4 protein-coding genes are annotated in these 24,260 nt (G+C 72.4%); all 4 read left to right on the top strand.

The features are described from left to right. Positions 1 to 71: 71 nt before the first annotated feature. From VM306_RS11620 to VM306_RS11635, 4 genes are read left to right on the top strand one after another with little or no spacing between them, the layout of a single operon-like run. A complete protein-coding gene (locus VM306_RS11620; RefSeq protein ID WP_325514012.1) occupies positions 72 to 4,772 on the top strand; it encodes a non-ribosomal peptide synthetase in 4,701 nt (1,566 codons plus the stop codon). Continuing rightward, complete coding sequence (locus VM306_RS11625; protein WP_325514014.1) at positions 4,769 to 17,005, top strand: non-ribosomal peptide synthetase; 12,237 nt, start codon at positions 4,769 to 4,771, stop codon at positions 17,003 to 17,005. Before VM306_RS11620 ends, VM306_RS11625 begins: the two co-directional genes overlap by 4 nt. Further along, the gene (locus tag VM306_RS11630; RefSeq protein WP_325514016.1) at positions 17,002 to 23,892 is read left to right on the top strand and encodes a non-ribosomal peptide synthetase; all 6,891 of its coding nucleotides are present in this window, start codon (positions 17,002 to 17,004) and stop codon (positions 23,890 to 23,892) included. Before VM306_RS11625 ends, VM306_RS11630 begins: the two co-directional genes overlap by 4 nt. Further along, complete coding sequence (locus tag VM306_RS11635; RefSeq protein WP_325514018.1) at positions 23,889 to 24,260, top strand: nuclear transport factor 2 family protein; 372 nt, start codon at positions 23,889 to 23,891, stop codon at positions 24,258 to 24,260. The genes VM306_RS11630 and VM306_RS11635 overlap by 4 nt, the downstream gene beginning before the upstream one ends.

Raw genomic sequence — 24,260 nt, forward strand, 5'->3', positions numbered from 1 at the left:
ATCCCGGCCGCGCCGATCATCCGGCGTTTCGCGCCGCGGACGGCGCCGTCAGCAGTGCCGAATTCCAGCGCATGGTCGGGGTGCTCGCTGTCGACCTCGCGCGTCACGTCAAAGCCGGAGACAAGGTCGTGTTCCGGATGACGAATTCGGTCGAGTTCGCGGCGGCGTTTCTCGCCTGCATCTGGATCGGCGCGGTTCCGGTTTTGCAGAATTCGCAGCTCGGCCGAAGCGAACTGGAGCATATCGTCAAGCTGTCCGATCCGACGCTGTTCCTGCTCGCCGAGCACATGCGCAACGATCCGGCGACAGACGGGCTCAGCCCCGACGTGCGCCGAATGATCGTCACCGGCAACGGACTCGTGAGCGCCTCGGGGGAAACAGCGGCGGCTGCAACGCTCCTGCCTGCCGCCTTCGAAACCAGCCACGACACACCGGCCTTCATCGTCTTCACCTCCGGCACCACCGGCAAGCCCAAGGGCGTCGTGATCACCCACCGCGGCATCCTCCGGCGGATGGCCGACGTCCAGGCGCACTACCGCCTGGGACCGGGCGACCGCGTGCTGCAGAAGACGCCGTCGGGGTTCGACCCGTCCGTCATCGAGTTCTTCCTGACCCTGGCAGCCGGGGCGACGCTGGTGATGGCCCGTCCCGGCGGCCACCGGGACCCGGCGTACCTGGCCGGGACCGTGCGCGCCGAGCGGATCACCATGATCCGCTTCGTCGCGTCGATGATCCCGCTGTTCCTGGACGAGTACCTGCGCCGCGGCGCCGACGGCCCGTTGCGGCTGGTGGCGTCCGAGGGCGAGGGGCTGCCGATCGCGGTCGCCTCCCGGTTCCGGTCGAGCCTGGACGTGGCCCTGTACAACGAGTACGGGCCGACCGAGGTGTCCGTCGGCGTCACGTGCCTGCCGTGCCGGGAGGTCGACGGCGGTGGGCTGATGCCCATCGGCCGTCCCACTCCCGGCGCGGGGATCCGGGTCCTCGACGCCTCGTTGAGGCCGGTGCCGGCGGGCGAGGTCGGCGAGCTGTACCTGACCGGTGTCCAGCTCGCCCGCGGGTACCTCGGACGGCCGGGGGAGACGGCGGTCCGGTTCGTCGCCGACCCGTCCGGCGCGCCGGGGGACCGCATGTACCGCACCGGCGACCTGGGCCGGCTGCGGCCCGACGGCGACCTCGACTTCGCCGGCAGGACCGACGACCAGGTGAAGATCCGCGGCTTCCGGATCGAACCGGCCGAGGTGGCGGGCGTGGTCGCGGCGCACCCTTCGGTCGGTCAGGCGGCGGTGACCGTGCTGACGAGCGCCACGGGCGAGAAGTCGCTGGTGGCCTACGCGGTTGCCGACGGTCCGGTGCCCACCGAGGCCGAGGTGCGCGAGCACTGCTCGTCGATCCTCCCCGCCTACATGGTGCCGTCTGACGTGCTGTTCCTCGACGCGTTGCCGTTGACTCCCAACGGGAAGCTCGACCGGCGTGCCCTTCCGGCGCCGGTCCGGGAGCACGTCCCGTCGGGCGGCCGGCCCCGCACCCCGGCGGAAGAGACGCTGTGCGCGTTGTTCGCCGAGGTGCTGGGCGTCTCGCCGATCGGTGTGGACGACGACTTCTTCGCGCTGGGCGGGCACTCGCTCGCGGCGGCACGGCTGGTCGGCAGGCTGCGGACGGTCGCAGGGATCGAGGTGCCCGCACCCGCGGTGTTCGAGGCGTCCACGCCCGCGTCGCTGGCGGCGGTGATGGACACGGCCGGCGCCGCGCGATCCGGTCCGGTGCCGGTGGCGCAGCCCGAACGTCCCGCCCTCTCGGCCGCGCAGCGGCGGATGTGGTTCGTGCAGCAGTCGGAACGCGGGCACGCCTACAACGTGCCGATCGCGATGCGCCTGCGCGGGCCGTTGGACGTCCCCGCCCTGACCGAGGCGCTGGCCGACGTCGTGGCGCGGCACGAGCCGTTGCGCACGATCTTCCCGGTGTTCGACGACGAGCCTTGCCAACGGGTTCTCGACGTGCCCGCGCTGCGACTGTCCACTGCGGACGACCTGGTGTCCCGGCCCTTCGACCTGGAGACGGAGATACCGATCCGTGCGCAGCTGATCGAGGAGGGGGAGGACGAGCACCTGCTGGTCCTCGTCGTGCACCACATCGCGGTGGACGGGTGGTCGATCACGCCGCTGTGGCGCGACCTCGCCCGTGCGTACGCCGCACGGCTCGACGGTCGTGCGCCGGACTGGGACCCGTTGCCGGTGCGGTACCTGGACTTCACCAGCTGGCACCGCGACCGGCTCCTCTCCGAGGACGCACTGCTGGCGTTCTGGAAGGCCGAGCTCGCCGGGATGCCCGAGGAGATCGCACTGCCCGCCGACCGGTCGGTCAGGTCGGCCGGTGTCCGTGAGGCGGGCGCGGTGGAGGTGCGTCTGGGCGGCTCGGTGCACGCCGCGCTGGTGGCGCTGGCCCGCGAGTCGAGGGCCACGCTGTTCATGGTGCTCCGCGCCGCGCTGGCCGGGCTGCTGTCGCGGGTCGGCGCGGGGGAGGACGTGCCTGTCGGCGGGATCGTGGCCGGCCGTGAGGACGAGTCGCTGACGGATCTCGTCGGATGCTTCGTCAACACCGTCGTCCTGCGCACCGACGTGTCCGGACAGCCCACGTTCCGCGAGCTGCTGGCCAGGGTGCGGGAACAGGACGGCGCCGCGCACCTCCACGGCGAACTGCCGTTCGACCGGCTGGTCGAGGCCCTGCAGCCGGCCCGCTCGCAGGGCCTGCACCCGTTGTGCCAGACGTTGCTCGTGCTCCAGCCGCCCGCGACCGCGCCGGAGTTCCCCGGACTGTCCTGTGAGGACGTTCCCCTCGATGCCGGTGCCGCCAAGGCCGACCTGGTGTTCGACTTCACCGAGGGCGACGGGCTGCGCGGCACGGTGAAGTACGCCACGGATCTGTTCGACGGTGCTACCGCCCGTGCCCTGGCCGCTCGGATGGTCCGGTTCCTGGAAGCCGTCGCGGAGGCGCCGGACACGTCGGTCGCGGACGTGGATCTGCTGCTGCCCGGCGAAGGTGCGGTCGTCAGCGCCCCGATCACGCGCCCAGCCGACACCGTGCACGGCTTGATTTCGCGCATCGCCAACGCCACCCCGTTCGCGATCGCTTTGATCTCCGGCGACTCCACAGTGGACTGCACCGAGCTGAACGGCCGGGCGAACCACCTGGCGCACCAGCTGGTCGCCGAGGGCGTCCGCCGGGGTGACGTGGTCGGCGTGCGCCTGCAACGCGGCATCCCGCTCGTCGTGGCGATCCTCGCGGTGCTCAAGGCCGGAGCCGCGTACACGGTGCTCGACGTCGCCTTCCCGGCCGCCAGGCTGGAGGCGGTGACCGCGCTCGCGGGTGTCCGCACCGTGATCACGACCGTCCCGGACGGCACCGCGGACGCCCCGCCCGATGTCCTCGTGACCCCGGCGGACTCGGCGTGCGTCATGTTCACCTCCGGCTCCACCGGACGGCCCAAGGGCGTGCTGACCTCGCATGGCGCGCTGGTCGGCACGCTCACCGGCCAGGACTACGTCGAGTTCGGCGCGGACGAGGTGTGGCTGCAGTGCTCGCCGGTGTCGTGGGACGCGTTCGCGCTGGAACTGTTCGGCGCGTTGCTGTCCGGTGCGACCTGCGTGCTGCAACCCGGCCAGTCGCCCGAGCCCGAGCGGATCGCGGACCTGATCGCCGCGCACCGCATCACGACCGTGCACGTGTCCGCGAGCTTGTTGAACTACATGCTCGACGAGCACCCGGACGCGTTCACCGGCGTCCGGCAGCTGATGACCGGCGGCGAGGCGGCCTCACCGGCGCACGTGCGGACGGCGTTGGAACGCCATCCGGGCCTCCGCCTGGTCAACGGCTACTCACCGGTCGAGAACACGATTTTCACGCTCTGCCACCGCATCGCCGTCGAGGACACCGCACGGCGCAGCGTCCCGGTAGGCCGGGTGCTCGCGGGCAAGCAGGTCTTCGTGCTGGACGGGTGGCTGCGACCGGTGCCGCCGGGGACGGCCGGCGAGCTCTACATGGCGGGCGACGGACTGGCGCACGGCTATCTCGGCCAAGGGGCCGCGACGGCCCAGCGGTTCGTCGCGAACCCCTTCGGCGGTGGACGGATGTACCGCACGGGTGACCTGGCGCGCCAGGACGCCGACGGGACCGTCGAGTTCCTGGGCCGCGCGGACGACCAGGTGAAGATCCGCGGCTTCCGCGTCGAGCCGGGCGAGGTTCGTGCCGTGCTCGCGGAGCACCCGGACGTGCGGCAGGTCGAGGTCGTGGTGCGGGAGGACCGGCCCGGCGACAAACGGCTCGTCGCCTACGTCGTCGGTGACGCCCAAGGGTTGCGCGACTTCGCCCGCGCACGGCTGCCCGAGCACCTGGTGCCGTCGGCGTTCGTGGTGCTGGAAGCGTTGCCCCGCACGGACACCGGCAAGCTCGACCGTCGCGCGCTTCCGGCACCCGACGCCGTTGTCGTGCGGGGCCGCTCCCCGCGCACCGCGAACGAACGCGCGTTGTGCTCGCTGTTCGCCGAAGTCCTGGGCGTGCCGTCGGTGTCGATCGACGACGACTTCTTCCGGCTGGGCGGTCACTCGCTGCTGGTGATGCGGCTGCTCGGCCGGATCCGCCGGGAACTGCACGCCGAACTGTCCGTCGCCACCGTGTTCGACGGACCCACCGTGGCCGATCTGGCCGACCGACTCGTACTCGCGAAGAAGGCCAGACCCGCGCTGCGGGCACGGGCCCGTCAGAAGGAGACGTTGTGAGCCCCCTGTCCTTCGCCCAGCGGCGGCTGTGGCTGCTGCACCGGCTAGACCCGGCCGGCGCGCTCTACAACGCCACCCACCTGCTGAGGCTGCGCGGTCCGCTCGACGTGACCGCACTGGAGTCCGCACTGGCCGACGTGGCTCACCGGCACGAGACGCTGCGTACGGTGTTCCCGGACGTGGACGGCGAGCCGCACCAGCTGCTGCTCGACACCGTTCCGGCGCTGACCCAGCTCTCCGTCTCGGACGCGGACCTGTGGGACGCGATGACCGAGGCGTCCGGGTACGAGTTCGACCTGGCGGCCGAACACCCCTGGCGGCCCACGCTCCTCCGGGTGTCCTCGACCGACCACGTGCTGCTCTTCGTGATGCACCACATCGCCACCGACGGCTGGTCGTGGGGACCTTTGACCCGCGATCTCTCCACCGCCTACACCGCGCGGCTGGCGGGGGAGACGCCGGACTGGGAACCGCTGCCCGTCCAGTACACCGACTACACGGTGTGGCAGCAGGAGGTGCTGGGGTCGGACGACGACCCGGACAGCGAGATCACCGAACAGCTCGCGTACTGGCGGAATGCCCTCGCCGATCTGCCCGAGCAGGTCGTCCTGCCCACGGACCGCCCCCGACCGGCCGCGGCAACGCATCGCGGTGCGGCGGTCGAGGTTGCGGTGGACTCCGAGGTGCACCACAGGCTCACGGCCCTCGCCGCGGAGACCGGCTCGACCCTGTTCATGGTGCTGCAGGCCGGTTTGACGGCGTTGCTGTCACGCCTGGGCGCCGGAACCGACGTCCCGGTGGGCACCGCGGTGGCCGGCCGGACCGACGAGGCCCTGGACGACCTGGTCGGGTTCTTCGTCAACACGCTGGTGCTGCGCACCGACCTGTCCGGCGACCCGACGCTCCGCGACCTGCTGCGCCGGGTCCGGGAGACGGACCTCGCCGCCTACGCCCACCAGGACCTGCCGTTCGAGCGGCTGGTGGAGGAGCTCAACCCGGAACGCTCGCGGTCGCGGCACCCGCTGTTCCAGACGATGCTCGTGCTGCAGAACGCCCCGGAGGACGCGCCGGAGTTCCCCGGCCTGGCCGTGGAGACCGGTTCGGTCGAGCTGCACCCGGCCAAGTTCGACCTCACCGTCGACCTCGCCGAGACGGCCGACGGCGTGCGCGGCTGGCTCACCTACGCGCTGGACCTGTGGGACGAGCCGTCTGCGGTCCTGCTGTCGCGGCGGTTCACGGCGCTGCTGGCCGCTTGGTCGTCGCAGCCGGATCTGCCGTTGTCGCGGGTCGGCTTGTTGTTGCCTGAGGAGCAGGTCGCGTTGGGGGAGTGGAACTCCACCTGCGTCGACTACCCGCGCGATCGGACTTTGGCCGAGTTGTTCGAGGAGCGGGTGGACGCGGATCCGGACTCCGTGGCGCTGGTGTTCGAGGACGTGGCGGTGTCGGCCGCGGAGCTGGACGCTCGGGCGAACCAGGTCGCGCACCGGTTGATCGCTCGTGGTGTCGGGCGTGGGGACCTCGTGGGTGTGCTGGTGCGGCGGTCGCCGGACTTCGTGGCGGCGATCCTCGGGGTGGTGAAGGCGGGGGCGGCGTACGTGCCGCTGGACCCCGGGCATCCGGACGACCGGATCGCGTCCGTGGTGGAGCAGGCGCGGCTGGAGCTGGTGGTGACCGACGATCCCGGCCGCTTGCCGACTGGGGTGGGCGACGAGTTCCCGAGCCGGTCCCGCGTGGCGGTGCCCGCCGGCCCCGGAGACGAGCCCACCACCCGGCCCGCCGTGGCCATCACCGCGGACGACGTGGCGTGCGTGCTGTTCACGTCCGGCTCGTCGGGTGTCCCCAAGGGCGCGATGTCCTCGCACCGGGCCACGGTCCGGACGTTCTTCGGTCAGTCCTACGTGGACTTCGGCGGCGTGTGGCTGCAGTCCGCCCCGGTCTCGTGGGACGGGTTGACGCTCGAGATGTGGCCGCCCCTGCTGCACGGCGGCACCTGCGTGCTCGCCCCCGGCCAGGTGCCCGACCCCGCGGTGATCGGGCGGCTGGTGGTCCGGCACGGCGTCACCACGCTGTGGATGTCGGCGGGGCTGTTCGCGGCCGTGCTGGACACCCGGCCCGAGGTGTTCGGCGTCGTCCGGCAGGTGATGACCGGTGGCGAGAGCCCTTCGGTCGCGCACCTCGCCAGGGTCGTGCGGGAGTTCCCGGACGTGCGGCTGGTGCACGGTTACGGGCCCGTCGAGAGCATGGTGTTCGCCACCACGCACCAGATCACCGCGGTCGACGGGCCGGTGCCGGTCGGCGGGCCGATCGCGAACACCACCGTGCATCTGCTCGACGGCGACCTGAACCCGGTGCCGCCCGGTGTCGCCGCCGAGATCTACCTCGCCGGTGACGGACTCGCGCACGGGTACCTGAACCGGCCCGGCACCACCGCCGAGCGGTTCGTGGCCTGTGCGGGCGGCCAGAGGATGTACCGCACGGGCGACGTGGGCCGGTGGACCGCGGACGGGACCGTCGAGTTCCTGGGCCGCGCCGACGACCAGGTCAAGATCCGCGGTTACCGGGTCGAGCCCGGTGAGGTCGAGGCCGCGCTGCTCACCCATCCCGGTGTCGAGCGCGCGGCGGTCGAGGTGCGGGCGGACGGGAGCACCGGCAAGCGGCTCGTCGCCTACGTCGTCGGGGACGCCGAAGGCCTGCGGGAGTACCTGGTCGCACGGCTGCCCGACTACATGGTGCCGGCGGCTTTCGTGCGCCTCGACGCGTTCCCGTTGACGCCCAACGGGAAGCTCGACAGGCGCGCGTTGCCCGAGCCCGAGCGCGTCCAGAGCCGGGGACGGGTGCCCCGGACCGCACGGCAGGAGGTGCTCTGCGGGATCTTCGCGGACCTCCTCGGCGTCGGGAAGGTGTCGCTGGACGACGACTTCTTCGCACTGGGCGGGCATTCCCTGCTCGCGGCGCGGCTGGTCGCCAGGGCGCGCACCGCGTTCGGCGTCGAGATGGCGCTGCGGGACGTGTTCGACCGGCCGACCCCGGCCGCGCTGGACGCGGTGCTCGACTCGCTCAGTCACGCGCGAGCCGCCGTGGCGCCGAGGCCGCGTCCGGAACGGATGCCGCTGTCCCACGCGCAGCACCGGTTGTGGCTGCTGGAGGACGTGCACGGTCCGAGCGCCGCCTACAACATCCCGATCGCCCTGCGCCTCGACGGACCACTCGACCGCGACGCACTGCGCATGGCCCTGGTCGACCTCGTGGAACGACACGAACCACTACGCACGGTCTTTCCCGCGGCAGAGGGCGAGCCGTATCAGGTCACACTGCCCGCGAACGTCGACCTCCTCCCGCTGGACCCCGGAACGCTGGAGGAAACGGCGACCCGGCCGTTCGACCTGCGCACCGAACCGCCGTTGCGGGCGTACCTGGCTGAGGAAGAACCCGACCGGCACGTGTTGTTGCTGGTACTGCACCACATCGCCGCCGACGGCTGGTCGGTCGCGCCGCTGCTGCGTGACCTGTCCACGGCGTATGCCGCGCGGCTCGACAATGTCGCACCGCAGTGGAAAGCCCTGCCCGTCGAGTACGCCGACCACGTGCTGTGGCAGCACGACCAGGACTTCACCGAGCAGCTCGGTCACTGGCGCACGGCCCTGGCCGGTCTGCCCGACGAGGCGAGCCCGCCCGCGGACTTCCTCCGGCCCGCCACCCCCAGCCACCGCGGCGGCCTGGTGACCGCGCACGCCGACGCCGACGTCGCCGGACTCGCGCGGTCCGGCCAGGCGACGCGGGCGATGGTCGTGCAGGCCGCGTTCGCCGCCCTGCTGTCCCGGCTCGGCGCGGGCACGGACATCCCGGTGGGCGTGCCGGTCGCCGGACGCGGCGACGAGGCGCTGGACGACCTCGTCGGGCTCTTCGTCAACACGGTGGTGCTGCGCAACGACGTATCGGGCGACCCGACGTTCCGCGAGCTCCTCGACCGGGTGCGCGAGACCGGGCTGGCCGGCTACGCGAACGCCGACGTGCCGTTCGACCGGGTCGTCGAGCAGCTCAACCCGGCGCGCACCCTGGCCAGGCACCCGCTGTTCCAGGTGATGGTCGTGCTGCAGAACAACGCCGGGGGCGAGGCCGTGTTCCCCGGCTGCGTGGCCGAGACCGTCGAGGTCGAGCGGCACACGGCCAAGTTCGACCTCACGCTGACCCTGCACGAGACCGGCGACGGCCTGACCTGCCACCTGGAGTACGCGACCGACCTGTTCACCGGCCGCACGGCCACCGCGATCCTCGACCGCTACGCGCGGTTCCTCACCGCCGTGGCGGAGAACCCGGACCTGCGAGTGTCCGAAGTGGACCTGCTGACGCCGGCGGAACGGCACAGGGTCGCCGTGGAGTGGAACGACACGGGTGACGTCGACACCGACGAGTGCGTGCACGAGATCTTCGCCGGTCATGCGAAGAAGACCCCGGGCGCGACCGCGTTGATCCACGAGAACGGACGCACCACCTACGCCGAACTGGACGCCCACGCCAACCGGCTCGCGCGGCACATCGACGCCGACGGGGGCGCGCTCGTCGCGATCTGCCTGCCCAGGGGACCGGAGCTGGTCGCGGCCGTGCTCGCGGTGCTCAAGCTCGGCGCGGCCTACCTCCTGCTCGACCCCGACCACCCGGCCGAACGGCTCGCAGCGCTGGTGCGGCAGGCGAATCCGGCGCTGACGGTGGTGAACGCGCCGACGTCCCTCCCCGGCCGGCTCGTCGACATCCGCACCACTCCGGAGCCCGGCGCCGAGCAGGTGAACCGCCGGGTCCGGCCGGACGACGCGATGTGCGTGATGTTCACGTCGGGGTCGACCGGCAGGCCCAAGGGCGTGCTGACCTCGCACCGCGCGGTCGTCGCCACCATGACCGGCCAGGAGTTCGTGGAGTTCGGCGCGGACGAGGTGTGGCTGCAGTGCGCACCGGTCTCGTGGGACGCGTTCGCGCTCGAACTGTTCGGCGCGCTGCTCTCCGGCGCGGCCTGCGTGCTGCAACCCGGTCAGTCGCCCGAACCCGCGCGGATCGTCGAGCTGATCGCCACCCACGGCGTCACTACCGTGCACGTCTCCGCGAGCCTGCTCAACTTCCTCCTGGACGAGTACCCGGACGCCTTCCGGGGTGTCCGGCAGGTGATGACCGGCGGTGAGGCGGCGTCGAAGGCCCACGTGCGGGCGCTGCTCGAACGCCACCCGGACCTGCGGCTGGTCAACGGCTACTCGCCGTTGGAGAACACCATCTTCACGCTGTGCCACCGGATCCTGCCGCAGGACGCGGAACGCCGCAGCATCCCCGTCGGCCGTCCGCTCGCGGGCAAGCAGGTCTACGTGCTGGACGAGCACCTGCGACTGGTTCCGCCGGGCACCCCCGGTGAGCTGTACATGGCGGGCGCCGGCCTCGCGCACGGCTACCTCGGCCAGGGTGCCGCGACCGCCGATCGGTTCGTGGCCAGCCCGTTCGGCGGCCGGATGTACCGGACCGGCGACCTGGTGCGCCAGGACGCCACCGGCACCGTCGAGTTCCTGGGGCGCGCGGACGACCAGGTGAAGATCCGCGGGTTCCGGGTGGAGCCGGGCGAGGTGGCGGCCGTGCTGACCGCGCACCCGGACGTCCGGCAGGCGGAGGTCGTGGTGCTCGACGGGCCGCGGCTGGCGGCGTACGTCGTCGGAACGGCCGATCCGGCCGCGCTGCGCGGGTTCGCCTCGACCAGGCTGCCGGACCACCTCGTGCCGTCGGCCTTCGTCGTGCTCGACGAGCTGCCCCGCACCGCCAACGGCAAGCTCGACCGGGCCGCGCTGCCCGTTCCCGAGGCGACGGCTTCCACCGGTGACGCCGCCAGGACGCCGCGCCAGCAGATCCTCTGCGGCATCTTCGCCGGCCTGCTCGGCCTGCCCGAGGTGTCGCTGGACGACGACTTCTTCGCACTGGGCGGGCATTCGCTGCTCGCCGCACGGCTGGTCAGCAGGGTGCGGACCGCCCTGAACGTGGAACTGGCGATGCGCGAGGTCTTCCGCACGCCGACCGTGCGGGGTCTGGACGCCCGCGTCGACTCCCTCGCCGTGGCCAGGCCGTCCGTGCGCGTGACCGAGCGACCCGACCGCGTTCCGCTGTCAGCGGCCCAACGCCGGCTCTGGTTCCTCAACGGCCTGGAGCAGGGGGCGACCTACCACGTGCCGATCGCCCGACGGCTGCGCGGACCGCTCGACGTCACCGCGCTGCAGACCGCACTCGGTGACGTCGTCGCACGGCACGAAGTCCTGCGCACGGTGTTCCCCGACCGCGACGGAGTGCCCGAGCAGCTCGTCCTGCCGCACGCCGAGTGCGCGCTGGAGATCACGACGTGCGACGAGACCGACCTGGACGCCCTGCTGGCCGCCGAGTCGGCCGGGCCGTTCGACCTCGTCCACGACCTTCCCCTGCGCGCCAAGCTGATCCGACTGTCCGAAGAGGACCATGTTCTGCTGGTGGTCATGCACCACATCGTCACCGACGGGTGGTCCTGGGGACCGCTGCTGCGTGACCTCGGTGCCGCCTACGACGCACGCCGCGCCGGTGGAGAACCTGACCTGCCGCCGTTGGAGGTGCAGTACGCGGACTACGCGCTGTGGCAACAAGAGCTTGACACCGAAGCCCAGGCCGAGCACTGGCGAACGGCGCTCGCCGGCCTGCCGGGGGAGATCGCGCTGCCCGCCGACCGGCCCCGGCCGGAGACCCCGAGCCACCGCGGCGAACAGCTGCACGTCTCGCTCGGCGCCGAAGCGCATCGCAGGCTGCTGGCCCTGGCCCGCGACTGCGACGCGACGCTGTTCATGGTGGTGCAGGCCGCGCTGGCGTTGATGCTGTCGCGGCTGGGAGCGGGCAAGGACATCCCGCTGGGCACGGCGGTGGCCGGCCGGACCGACGAGGCGCTGGACGACCTGGTCGGGTTCTTCGTCAACACGCTGGTGCTGCGGACCGACCTGTCCGGCGACCCGACCTTCCGCGAGCTCCTCGCCCGCGTCCGGGAGACCGACCTGGCCGCCTACCACCACCAGGACCTGCCGTTCGACCAGGTCGTCGAGGAGCTGAACCCGGTCCGCTCACCCGCGCGGCACCCGTTGTTCCAGGTGTTCGTCACCGTCCAGCCCGCGACCCCCGCCACCGGACTGTCTGGAATGGACAGTGAACCGGTGGAGATCGCGGTGACCTCGGCCAAGTTCGACCTGGCGTTGATGCTGAACGAAACCGTGGACGACGACGGCCACCCGGCCGGGATCACCGGCACGCTGGAGTACGCGGCGGACCTGTTCGACCCCGCGACGGCCCGGTCGCTGATCGCGCGGTTCGAACGCGTCGCGGCCGGGATCGACCCGGAGGCTCGGCTCTCCCAGACCGAAGTGCTGTCGGCTGAGGAACGCGACCGGCTCGCCGAGTGGAACGACACGGCCGCCGACTACCCGCGCGACCGGTCGTTGGTGGACCTGTTCGAGGAGCAGGCGGAAGCCCGCCCGGAGACGGTGGCCCTGGTCTTCGGCGACGAACGGCTGACGTACGCCGAGGTCGACGCGTGGGCCAACCAGGTGGCGCACAAGGTGCTCGAACACGGCGTCGGCCGTGGCGACCTCGTCGGTGTGCTGGTGGAGCGGTCACCGGCGTTCGTGGTGGCACTGCTGGGTGTGTTGAAGACCGGAGCGGCGTACGTCCCGCTGGACCCGACGCACCCGGTCGAGCGCATCGTGGACGAGGCCGGACTGGACCTGGCGGTGAGCCACCCGTCCGTCGTCGGCCTGCTGCCGGACCACGTCGACGTCGTGCGGGTGGACGACGTCGGAGGCGAAAGCCCCACCAGGCCGGGATTTCCGGTCGGCGGCGGTGACGTGGCGTGCGTGATGTTCACGTCCGGGTCGTCGGGTGTGCCGAAGGGTGTCGTCACGACGCACCGAGCGGCCGTGCGGATGCACTTCGGCCAACGGTTCGCCAGCACGGGCGGAACGTGGCTGCAGGCGGCGCCCGTGGCGTGGGACGCGGCCGCGTTGGAGCTGTGGCAGCCGCTGCTGCACGGCACGACCTGCGTGCTCGCACCGGGCCAGGTGCCCGATCCGGCGCTGGTCGCCGAGCAGGTGGCACGGCACGGCGTCGACAGGCTGTGGCTGTCGGCGGGCCTGTTCGCCGCGGTGGTGGACACGCACCCCGAGGTGTTCGGTCAGGTCCGCGAGGTTCTCACCGGTGGTGACGCCGCCTCGCCCGCGCACATCGCCCGGGTGCTGCGCGACCACCCGGACGTCCGGCTGGTCAACGGGTACGGGCCGGTGGAGAGCATGGTGTTCGCGACCACGCACCAGATCACCGAGGTGGACGGCCCGGTGCCGATCGGGTCGCCGATCGCCCACACCACCGTGCACCTGCTGGACGGCGACCTCGCCCCGGTGCCGCCCGGTGTCGCGGGGGAGATCTACGTCGGCGGCGACGGGCTCGCACTCGGCTACCTCAACCGGCCGGGCGCGACCGCCGAACGGTTCGTCGCCTGTGCGGGCGGACGTCTCTACCGGACCGGTGACCTGGGCCGGTGGCGTGCGGACGGGGTGATCGAGTTCCTCGGCCGGGCGGACCACCAGGTGAAGATCCGGGGCTTCCGGGTCGAGCCGGGGGAGGTCGAGGCGGCGCTCACCCGTCACGAACGCATCGCCGGCGCGGTCGTCGTCGTGCACGACGACCCGGCGACCGGCAAGCGTCTCGTCGCCTACGTCGTGCCGGCGGGAGGCCAGGTCACGGCCGAGGAGGCTCGGGAACACGTGGGCGCGCTCCTCCCGGCGTTCATGGTGCCCGCCGTCGTCGTGGTGCTCGACGCGCTTCCGTTGACGCAGAACGGCAAGGTCGACCGCCGGGCACTGCCCGCGCCGGCCGTCACGACGGGAACGACCGCTCCGCGCACCGCCCGTCAGGAGGTGCTGTGCGGGATCTTCGCGGACCTGCTGGGCACACCGAAGGTGGGTGTGCACGACGACTTCTTCGCGCTCGGCGGGCATTCGTTGCTCGCCGCCCGGCTGGTGGCGCGGATCCGTTCCGCGTTCGACACCGAGATCGCGCTGCGCGAGGTGTTCGACGCGCCGACCGTCGCCGCGCTGGAGGCACGTCTGGACGGAGGACGCCGCGCCAGGGACCGGATCGTGCCGGTCGAACGGCCTGAGCTGGTGCCGCTCTCCTCGGCACAGCAACGGTTGTGGACGGTCGAACAGGTCCAGCAGCCCGGTGCCGCCTACCACGTCCCGATCGCTCTGCGGCTGACCGGTGATCTCGACGTGACCGCACTCCGGCCGGCTCTCGAGGACGTCGTGCGGCGGCACGAGGCGTTGCGGACGGTGTTCCGCCAGCGGGATGGACAAGTGTGCCAGGAGGTCCTGCCGGCGGTGGTCGACTTCGCCGAGTCGCGGAGCACCGTCGCCGAGGAGTCCCGCCGGCCGTTCGACCTCACCGAAAGCCCGTTGAGGGTGCGGCTCTTCCGCACCGGTGAACGCGAGCACGTGCTGCTGGTCGTGGTGCACCACATCGCCGCCGACGGCTGGTCGATGCGACCGTTGCTGACCGACCTCGCCGATGCCTACGCCGCACGCATCCGCGGCGAGGCGCCTGTGTGGACGCCGCTGCCGGTCCAGTACGCGGACTACACCCTGTGGCAGCAACGGTTCCTGGACGACGACGCCCAGCTCGCGCACTGGCGTGGAGCTCTCGCCGGCCTGCCGGAGGAGGCGACGCTGCCGTCCGATCGTCCTCGCCCTGCGCGGCCCGCCCACGAGGGCGATGTCGTGCCGTTCACCGTCGGCGCGGACGTGCACCAGGGCCTCACGGCTCTGGCACGAGCCGCCGGTGCCACGCCGTTCATGGTGCTGCGCACCGCTTTCGCCGCCCTGCTGTCACGGCTCGGCGCGGGAACGGACGTCCCGCTCGGCACGCCGGTCGCGGGACGAGCCGACGAGGCGCTGGACGACCTGGTCGGGTTCTTCGTCAACACCCTCGTGCTGCGGACCGACCTGTCCGGCGACCCGACGTTCTCCGAGCTGCTCGACCGGGTCCGCGAGACCGACCTGGCCGCCTACGACCACCAGGACCTGCCCTTCGAACGGCTGGTGGAGGAGCTCAACCCGGCCCGCACCGCGGCCAGGCACCCGCTCTTCCAGGTGATGGTCGTGCTGCAGAACAACGCCGAGGGCGAACTGGCGCTGCCGGGCCTGGAGGTCGAGACGCTGCCCGCCCCCACCGGTGCGGCGAAGTTCGACCTCACCCTCGGTCTGCGGGAGTCGTTCGCGCAGGACGGCACACCCGCCGGCCTGACCGGGGAGCTGGAGTACGCCACCGAGCTCTACGACCGCGCGACGGCCGAGGCCGTGGTGACCCGGCTGGGCCGCCTGCTGGCCGCCGTCGCCGAGAACCCCGGCCAGCCTTTGTCCACAGTGGACATACTAGACGCGGACGAGCTGCGCACGATCACGGGGGAGTGGAGCTCTTCCGGGGACAGCACGCACCGGGACACCACACTGCCGGAGCTGATCGCCGCAGGAAGGCCGGATGCCGTGGCGTTGGTCGACGACCGCGAGGCCGTCACGTACGCCGAGCTGCACGCTCGTGCCAACCGGCTCGCCAGGAGGCTGGCGGCGCAGGGTGCCGAGGCCGGGGACACGGTCGCGGTGTGCCTGCCGCGCGGCGTGGACCTCGTCGTCGCCATCCTCGCCGTGCTGAAGGCGGGCGCGGCGTACGTCCTGCTCGACCCCGACCACCCGGCCGACCGCAGGCAGGCGCTGCTCGACCAGGCCGGGCCGGTGTTCGTGCTGGAGGACGTGGAGGGTGGTCATCACTCCTCGGACGACTTCACCCGCGTGATCACCGCGGACAGCCCGGCGTGCGTCATGTTCACCTCGGGCTCCACGGGCCGCCCCAAGGGCGTCGTCGTGTCGCACCGCGCGCTGGTCACGACGCTGACCGGTCAGGACTACGCCGGGTTCGCGCCGGACGCGGTCTGGCTGCAGTGCTCGCCGGTGTCCTGGGACGCGTTCGCGCTGGAACTGTTCGGACCGCTGCTGTCCGGCGCCACCTGCGTGCTGCAACCCGGCCAGACCCCGGACCCGGGGCAGATCGCCCGCCTGATCGGGAAGCACGGCGTGACCACCGTGCACGTGTCGGCCAGCCTGCTCAACTTCCTGGTCGACGAGACGCCCGAGGTGTTCGACGGCGTCCGCGAGGTGATGACCGGCGGCGAACCCGCCTCCATCCCGCACTTGCGCGGTTTGCTCAACCGGTACCCCGGCTTGCGGGTGGTGAACGGCTACTCGCCGCTGGAGAACACCATCTTCACGCTGTGCCACACCGTCGAGCCGCGTGATCTCGACCGGGTCAGCGTTCCGGTCGGCCGCCCGGTGGCGGGCAAGCGGGTGTTCGTGCTCGACCGGTGGCTGCGACCGGTGCCGCCGGGCACCCCCGGCGAGCTGTACATGGCCGGCGACGGCCTCGCGCACGGCTACCTGGGACAGACCGCCGCGACCGCGCAACGGTTCGCCGCCAACCCGTACGGCGCCGCCGGGGAACGGATGTACCGCACAGGCGACCTGGTGCGCCAGGACCACGAGGGCGTCGTGCACTTCCTCGGCCGCGCCGACGACCAGGTCAAGATCCGCGGCTTCCGGGTGGAGCCCGGCGAGGTGCGCGCGGTGCTGGCCCGCCATCCGGGCGTGCGGCAGGTCGAGGTCGTCGTCCGCGAGGACAACCCCGGCGACAAGCGTCTCGTCGCGTACGTCGTCGGTGCGGCGGAAGGTCTGCGGGAGTTCGCCGCGAAGTCCCTGCCCGACTACCTCGTGCCGGCCGCGGTCGTCGCGCTGGAGTTCCTGCCGCGCACGCCCAACGGGAAACTCGACCGCTCCGCACTGCCGGTTCCCGACGCTCGACGCGCCGAGGGCCGTGGACCGCAGACCCCGCACGAGGAACTGCTCTGCGGCCTGTTCGCCGAGCTGCTCGACGTGCCCGAGGTGACCGTCGACGACGACTTCTTCGCGCTGGGCGGCCATTCGATCCTGGTGATGCGCCTCGTCAGCCGCGTCCGGTCGGTCTTCGGCGCGGAACTGGGCATGCGGACCGTGTTCGAGAACCCGACGGTCGCGGGCCTGGCCGCTCACCTGCCGGTGGCCGCCCGCCCCGCTCCACGGCCCGTGCTGCGGGCCCGTCCGAGGTCCAAGGAGACGTTGTGATCCCCCTGTCGTTCGCCCAGCAGCGGCTGTGGTTCCTCGATCGGCACGAGGGAACCGGTGCCGCGTACAACATCCCGCTCGCCGTGCGGTTGCGCGGCGAGCTCGACCCCGAGGCACTGGAGCTCGCGCTCACCGACGTGGCAGGCCGGCACGAGGCGCTGCGGACCACGTTCCCCAGCCGCGACGGACAGCCGCGCCAGGAGGTCCTGGAGGACGCGAAGGTCGTGCTGGCCGCGCTCGAACCGGGTGACCCGGCGGTCGTGCTGGCCCGCGCCGCGAGGGAGGCGTTCGACCTCGCCGCCGACCCGCCGTTCCGGGCGCACCTGCTCGAACGAGGGCCGCGGGACCACGTGCTGCTGCTGGTGATGCACCACATCGTCAGCGACGGCTGGTCGCTCGGACCGCTGCTGCGCGACCTCACCACCGCCTACACCGCGAGGCTGGCGGGGGAAGCGCCGGACTGGGAGCCGCTGCCGGTCCAGTACGCGGACTACACGCTGTGGCAACAGGACCTGCTCGGCTCCGCTGATGATCCGGACAGCGTGCTCAGCGCCCAGCTGGCGTACTGGCGCGCGAAGCTCGCCGGTCTGCCCGAGGAGATCGCGCTGCCGGTCGACCGCCCACGTGACGCGGACACCGGCACGGCGGGGTCTTCCGTGACCGCGGTTCTTCCCGGCGGCACGGCACGTGCGCTGGCCGCGCTGGCGGAGGAGTCCGGCGCGACGCTGTTCATGGTCGCGCAGGCCGCGTTCGCCGCGTTGCTGGCGCGCAGCGGTTCCGGCGACGACGTCCCGATCGGCACGGTCGTGACCGGCCGCGGCGAGGAGGCGCTGGAGGACCTGGTCGGGTTCTTCGTGAACACGCTGGTGCTGCGGGTGGACGTGTCCGGCGACCCGTCGTTCCGCGACCTGCTGGCCAGGGTGCGCGAGGAGTCGCTCGACGCTTACAGCCACCAGGACCTGCCGTTCGACCGCCTCGTGGAGGAGCTCAACCCGGTGCGCGCGCCGGGCAGGCACCCGTTGTTCCAGGTCATGGTGCTGGCCGGCGCGGACGACTCCGGCGCGCTGTCGCTGCCGGGTCTCACCGCCACCGCCGAGCCCATCGGAGCGGGCGAGGCGAAGTTCGACCTCACCCTGTCGTTGCGCGAAGGCCGGGACGGGGTGACGTGCTCACTCGAGTACCTCACCGGCCTCTTCGACGAGGCCACCGCCGAGATGCTGCTGGCACGCCTGGTCCGGCTGCTGGACCAGGCCGCGGCCGACCCCGGCCGGTCCGTGTGGGACCTGGACGTGCTGTCCGCGGACGAACGCGCGGCGGTGCTCGCCACCACGGAGACGCCCGCGCCCGCTGTCACGGTGCACGAGCTGGTCGCACTGCAAGCCGCCCGCACTCCGGATGCCGTCGCTCTCGTCTCGGGCGACACCGAGGTCACCTACTCGCGGCTGGACGCAGAGGCCGACGACCTCGCTGGTTTCCTGACTTCACAGGGAGTTCGGCGCGGTGACGTCGTGGGTGTCCACATCGGACGCGGTGTGGAGATGGCGACCGCGTTGCTGGCCGTCCTCAAGGCGGGCGCGGCCTATCTGATGCTCGACGTCGACTTCCCGCCTGCCCGGCTGGCGTCGATGATCGAGTCCCTGCCGGTGCGGCTCGTCCTCACCGACCGCCCGTTCGACGCGGACGTGCCCGTGGTCGCGCTCGACGACGTCACATCGATGCCCTTCACCGCACCGGAAACCGGTCCCGAAGACCTGGCGTGCGTCATGTTCACGTCCGGTTCCACCGGTGCCGCGAAGGCCGCCGGCGCACCGCACCGCGCCCTGACCGGCACGCTCGTCGGCCAGCGGTACGCGGGGTTCGGGCCCGGCGAGGTGTGGCTGCAGTGCGCGTCGGTGTCGTGGGACGCCTTCGCGACCCAGCTGTTCGGCCCGTTGCTGGCGGGTGGCGCGTCCGTGCTGTACCCCGGTCAACGGCCGGAGCCCGCGGTCATCGCGCAGCTGGTGGTGAGCCACGGCGTGACGGTGCTGGACGCGTCGGCCAGCCTGTTCAACCACCTCTGGGACACCTACCCGGACATCTTCGCCGGGCTGCGCTGGGCGCTGACCGGGGGCGAGGCCGCTTCCGCCACCCACGTGCGCGCGGTGTCGGCCGCCGTGCCGGGCATCCGCGTGGTCAACGGCTACGGACCCGTCGAGAGCATGGGGTTCACCACCTCGTTCACCGTGCCGCCGGGCTGGGACGGCGCGGCCGTGCCGATCGGAACTCCCCTGGCGGGCAAGGGCGCCGTGGTGCTCGACCACCGGCTGTCACCCGTTCCCACCGGTGCGGTGGGGGAGCTGTACGTCTCCGGAGCGGGGCTCGCGCACGGCTACCTCGGCAGGCCGGGGCTGACCGCCGAACGGTTCGTCGCCTCGCCGTTCGCCGCCGGGGCGCGGCTGTACCGGACCGGTGACCTGGTCCGCCGCCGCGCCGACGGCACGCTGACCTACCTGGGCCGCGCCGACGACCAGGTGAAGATCCGCGGCTTCCGGGTCGAGCCCGCCGAGGTCGAGGCGGCGCTGACCGCGCATCCGGACGTGACAGCGGCGGCTGTGGTGGCGCGCGAGGACGGGCCCGGCGGCAAGCGGCTCGTCGCCTACGTGGTCGGCGTCGCGGGCGGCCTGCGGGACTTCGCCCGGGAGCGCCTGCCCGAGCACATGGTGCCGGCCGCCTTCGTCGAGCTCGACGCGTTCCCGTTGACGCCCAACGGAAAGCTGGACCGCCGTGCATTGCCCGCGCCGTCGTACGCCGTCGGCGACAGCCAGCCGCGCACGCCCCGGCAGGAGATCCTCTGCGGGCTGTTCGCCAAGGTGCTCGGGCTCGGCGCGGTCGGCCTCGACGACGGGTTCTTCGACCTCGGCGGCCACTCGCTGCTCGCGGCCAGGCTGCTGGCCTCGATCCGCACGGTGTTCGGCGTCGAGCTGGGCATCCGCGTCCTGTTCCGCGACCCCACGCCCCGCGGCCTCGACGGTCACCTGGGCGCCACCACGCCGGTGCGCGCCCTGGCCCGTCCAGGACACCGGCCACAGCGGGTGCCGCTGTCGTCGGCCCAGCTCGGCGTGCGGCTCGCGATGGAGGTCGCCGACCACGCCTACACCGCGCCGCACGCCATGCGGTTGCACGGCGACCTGGACCTGACGGCGTTGCGGACGGCGTCGCTCGACGTGGTGGAACGGCACGAGGCGCTGCGGACGGTGTTCCCCGAGGACGTCGCCGGATGGCACCAGGTCGTGCTGCCGGCGGACGAGCTGGTGTTCGACGTCGCCGACTGCGCCGAGGAAGCGCTCGACGACACCGTGGCCGCGTTGGTGGCACGCCCGTTCGACCTCGCCGCGGACATCCCGTTGCGGGTGCACGTGCTGCGCATCGGCGAACGCGACCACGTGGTGTTGCTGGCACTGCACCACATCGCCACCGACGGCTGGTCGACCGGCGTGCTGCTGCGCGACCTCGCCGAGGCCTACCGGGCCCGTTGCCGTGGTGGGGCACCGGACTGGCGGCCGCTCCCGATCCAGTACGCCGACCACAGCCTGCGGCAGCAGGAGCTGCTGGGCGCGTCCGGCGATCCGCTCGCGTTCTGGGCGGAGACCCTGGACGGCGCTCCGGACGAGCTGCGGCTGCCTGCCGACCGGCCGCGTCCGGTGGTGTCGAGCAACGTCGGCGACGAGGTCCGTGCGCATGTCGACGCTGATGCGCACCGCGGGCTGGTCGCGTTGGCACGGGCCAACAACGCGACCGTCTTCATGGCGTTGCACGCGGCCGTGGCCACGTTGCTGGCCAAGCTGGGCGCGGGGACGGACATCGTGCTCGGCACCGTGGTCGCCGGCCGAGGCGCCGAGGACCTGGACGACCTGGTCGGCCTGTTCGTGAACACGCTCGCGTTGCGCGTGGACCTGTCCGGCGACCCGGACTTCACCACGGTCCTGCACCGGGTGCGCGAGGCCGACCTGGCCGCGTACACGCACCAGGACGTGCCGTTCGACCGCGTCGTCGAGCGGGTCAACCCGGAGCGCTCCAGCACCCGGCACCCGCTCTTCCAGGTGTCGCTGGCCCTGCAGGACGGTGTGGACGGCGTCGAGGACGACGCACTGGACCTGCCCGGCCTGGAAGTGCGGACCATGAGGACCACGACGGGCGGGGCGAAGCTCGACCTGTCGCTGGGCTTCGGACAGACACCGGCCGGGCTCGAGGTGTGCCTGGAGTACGCCGTCGACCTGTGGGACCGCGGCACCGCCGAGAACCTGCTGGCCCGGCTCGTCCGGCTGATCGGCACGCTCGTCGCCGACCCCTCGGCGCCGTTGAGCCGGGTCGAGGTGCTGACCGCGGACGAGCGGGAATCCGTTCTGCGCCGGTGGAACGACACGGCCGTCCCTCACGACGACCGTCCCGTGCACGTCCTGATCGCCGAGGTAGCCGCGCGCACGCCGGACGCACCGGCAGTCGTCGCGCACGACGGCACGCTCACCTATCGGGAGCTGGACGAACGGGCCAACCGGCTCGCGCACCACCTGATCGGGCTCGGCGCGCGCCGCGGCACCGTCGTCGGGGTCTGCACGGACCGGGACACCAGCGGCGTCGTGGCGTTGCTGGCGGTGCTCAGGACCGGCGCGGCGTACCTGCCCGTCGACCCGACCTACCCGCCGGAGCGGCTGGTCTACATGCTGGCCGACGCGGACGCCCCGGTCGTCGTCACGCAGCCGGGCCTGGCGCACCTGGTCGCGTCCAGTGACGCGGCGAAGGTGGTGCTGGAGGTTCCGGAAGGTCCGGCGACCCCGCCGGAGGTGCCGACGCATCCCCGTGACGCCGCGTACGTCATCTACACCTCCGGCTCCACCGGCCGTCCCAAGGGCGTCGTGGTCGAACACCACGCGCTCGCGAGCCAGACGGCCTGGCTGGTCCCCGCACTCGGCCTCGTGCCGTCCGACCGGTCCAGCCACCTGTCCGCGCAGGGTTTCGACGCGGCGGTGGCGGAGATCTGGCCGACGCTCGTGTCCGGTGCGGCGTTGCACATGCCGTCGCAGCAGGTGATGGAGGACACCGAGGCGCTGGCCGAGTGGATCGCGGACAGCCGGATCACGGTGTCCTCGCTCGCCACGCCACGGCTGGAGGCCATGCTGGACGAACCGGCGCTGGCCGCGTCCTCCGTGCGGGTCATGCACACCGGTGGCGACGTGCTGCGCCGCCGCCCGCCCGCCGGGATGCCGTTCGAGCTCTACAACACCTACGGCCCCACCGAGTGCACGGTGAACTCGACGTGCGGCCTGGTTCCACCCGGCCAGGACGCCGACCTGCCGTCGATCGGCACACCGGTCGACAACTACCTGACCTACGTGCTGGACGAGCACCTGCGGCCCGTGGCGCCCGGTGTGGTCGGCGAGCTGTACGTGGCGGGCGCCGGCCTGGCCCGCGGCTACCTGGGCAGCCCGGGTCTCACCGCGACCCGGTTCGTCGCCTGTCCCGCCGGCGGCCGGATGTACCGGACCGGCGACCTCGTCCGCTGGCTCCCGGACGGACGGCTCGCGTTCCACGGCCGCGCCGACCAGCAGGTGCAGCTCCGCGGCCTGCGGATCGAGACGGGGGAGGTCGAGGTGGCGCTGTGCGGCCTGCCGGAGATCACGCGGGCGGCCGTGGTCGTCCGCGACGACCGGCTGGTCGCCTACCTCGTCGCGCCGGACGGGATCGACTCGACGGCGGTGCGGCGCGAGCTGGCCGCGTTCCTGCCCCGGTACATGGTGCCCGAGGCGTTCGTCGTGCTGCCCGCGTTGCCGCTGACCCCCAACGACAAGCTGGACCGGCGCGCGCTGCCCGCCCCGGAAGCGGTGTCGGCCGCGGAGCGTCCACCCGCGACGCCACTGGAGGCGACGCTCTGCGCGTTGTTCGCCGAGGTGCTCGGCCTGGACTCGGTCGGCCCGGACGACGGCTTCTTCGACCGGGGCGGCCACTCGCTGCTGGCGGCGAAGCTCGTGTCGCGGATCCGGGCGGAGCTGGGCGTGCGGCCGGAGCTGCGCCTCCTGTTCGACGCGCCGACCCCCGCGACCCTGGCCGAACGACTCGGCACCTCGGCCGCCGGCGACCCGCTGGACGTGCTGATCCCGTTGCGCACCGGCGGCGACCTGGCCCCGTTGTTCTGCGTCCACCCCGGCGCGGGCATCGGCTGGGAGTACTTCGGCCTGCTGCCGCACGTGGACCCGCGCCGCCCGGTCTACGCCCTGCAGGCACGCGGCCTCACCGGTCCGTCCGCGATGCCGCGGACCGTCGAGGAGATGGCCGCCGACTACCTGGACCAGATCAGGACCGTCCAGCCGGAGGGTCCGTACCACCTGCTCGGCTGGTCGTTCGGCGCCGTGGTCGTCCACGCGATGGCCCAGCTGCTGCGCCCGTCCGACATCGGCCTGCTGGCCCTGCTGGACGGCTACCCCGAGACCGGGGAGCACGAGCCGGTCTCACCGGACGACCCGGACCTGCTCACCCCGCTGCTGCAGTCCCTGGGCTACGAGCTGGACCACCCGGTCAGCACGCGTGCCGAGTTCGACGAGGCCATCCGCGCCCACGCCGGCCCGCTGGCGGGCTTCACCCAGGCCGCGCTGCCCGAGGTGTTCGCGTCGAACGTCAACCTCCACAACAGCTACCACCCCTCACCACTGGCCGCGGACGCGCACATCTTCGAGGCCACACGGGGCAAGACCCCGTCCGACCCCACCCCGGCCTCGTGGCTGCCGCACATCACCGGCCACGTCGAGGTCCACCGGATCGACAGCACCCACGGCGGCCTGACCGCCCGGCACCACCTGGCGTCCATCGGCGCCGTCCTGACCACCCAACTCGCAGGCGAGGAGCCCCGCTCATGACCACCACGCTGCAGAACACCCACGTCACCTCCGTCCACCGCTACTACGAGCTCGTCGACGCCGGGGACGTGACAGGCCTGGTCTCGATGTTCAGCCCGGACGCCACCTACCGCCGTCCCGGCTACGAACCGATGGTCGGCCACCAGGAGATGAGCGCCTTCTACGGCGGCGCCCGCGTGATCCGCTCTGGCCGCCACACCATCGACAAGGTGGTGGAGAGTGAGGAGGAAGTGGCGGTCTACGGGACTTTCGCCGGTGTTTTGCACGACGGTCGCAGCGTGGACCTGAGGTTCTCCGACTTCTTCGAGTTCACCGACGACGGCCACTTCGCTCGCCGGGACACGTTCTTCTTCGCACCGCTGGTGTGA

It is taken from the genome of Lentzea sp. (genome assembly GCF_035525475.1).
In the GTDB taxonomy this organism is placed as follows: domain Bacteria; phylum Actinomycetota; class Actinomycetes; order Mycobacteriales; family Pseudonocardiaceae; genus Lentzea.

What these genes read in the sequence shown, in the direction of transcription:
- VM306_RS11620 (WP_325514012.1), top strand. Translation starts at nt 72, where the DNA reads ATGGTCGGGGTGCTCGCTGTCGACCTCGCGCGTCACGTCAAAGCCGGA.
- VM306_RS11635 (WP_325514018.1), top strand. Translation starts at nt 23,889, where the DNA reads ATGACCACCACGCTGCAGAACACCCACGTCACCTCCGTCCACCGCTAC.